This is a genomic window from Methylobacterium sp. WL7, assembly GCF_008040085.1.
In the GTDB taxonomy this organism is placed as follows: Bacteria; Pseudomonadota; Alphaproteobacteria; order Rhizobiales; family Beijerinckiaceae; genus Methylobacterium; species Methylobacterium mesophilicum.
This window is the reverse complement of sequence record NZ_VRVG01000325.1, coordinates 1-1,040: the sequence shown is the minus strand read 5'-3', so window position 1 is coordinate 1,040 and position 1,040 is coordinate 1. Positions and strand designations below refer to the sequence as shown.

At 67.2% G+C, this 1,040-nt stretch carries 1 protein-coding gene; it reads right to left on the bottom strand.

Annotation, left to right across the window (positions count from 1 at the left end; translation table 11 throughout):
• Nucleotides 1–117: 117 nt before the first annotated feature.
• A partial coding sequence (locus FV233_RS29575) for an HlyD family type I secretion periplasmic adaptor subunit (RefSeq protein ID WP_147899652.1) occupies nt 118–1,040 on the bottom strand: 923 nt, incomplete at its 5' end.

Here is a 1,040-nt window from a genome sequence, read left to right as displayed (position 1 = left end):
ATGTTGAGTTTGGCGCACGATCTGCGTCAAAATTACACGAATGTTGATTGCGGCGCATTGATTTCTACTCAGGTGCATTAGCGTACTGCACTGATAAAAATCCTGTCGTTCGATTATTTATCGTTCGCGCCAAGCTTTGGCAATCTGATCGGTGAGCGGCTTGACCAGATAGCTCAGCACCGTGCGCTCGCCGATGTGCAGGTGCGCCTCCACCGGCATCCCCGGCACCAACCGCACCGCCCCAAGCCGCGCCAGCTCCGCCCCCGTGAGCGCGATCCGCGCCGTGTAGTAGCTCTGGCCCGACTTCGGGTCCGTGGTCACGTCCGCCGACACTCGCGTCACCGCGCCGTCGATCTCTGGGGTCGTGCGTGCGTTGAACGCCGCAAACCGCAGCACCGCCGCCTGACCTTGGCGCACGCTGTCGATGTCCTGCGGCTGGACGTGGACCTCAACCGTCAACCGGTCCGCATCCGGCACGATCAGCATCGCCGGCTCGGACGGCGTCACCAGGCCACCGACCGTGTGCACGCTCATCTGGTGCACCACCCCATCCTGCGGCGCGCGCAGATCCACCCGCTTGAGCTGGTCCTCCGCCGCCACCCGCTTCTCGACCAGCTCCGACCACTTGCCCCGGATCTCGGCGAGGTCCTTGCCGACTTCGGCGCGCATCTCCGCGTCGACCTGCAGGATCTGCAACTTGGTCTCGGCGATCTTGCCCTTCGCCGAGGCGATCGAGGCGATCAGCTGACCGCGCTCGCCCTCAAGCCGCGCCCCGTCCCGCTCCAGCGCGGTCACCCGAGTGATCGGCACCAGGTTCTTCGCGTACAGATCCCGCACCCCGCGCAGCTCGGTCCCGATCAGCCCGATCTCCCGGCCCTTGGCCGCGGCTTGCTCGGTCAGACCGGCGATCTCCTCACGCAGCTGCGCCGCCCGCTCGGTGAGCTGCGCGCGCTGCCCGTCCCGGCTCGCCAGGCGCGCCGCGAACAGGTGGCCCTCGCCCTCGATCAGGGACGCGATCTCCGGCTCCGCGCCTTGCCGCG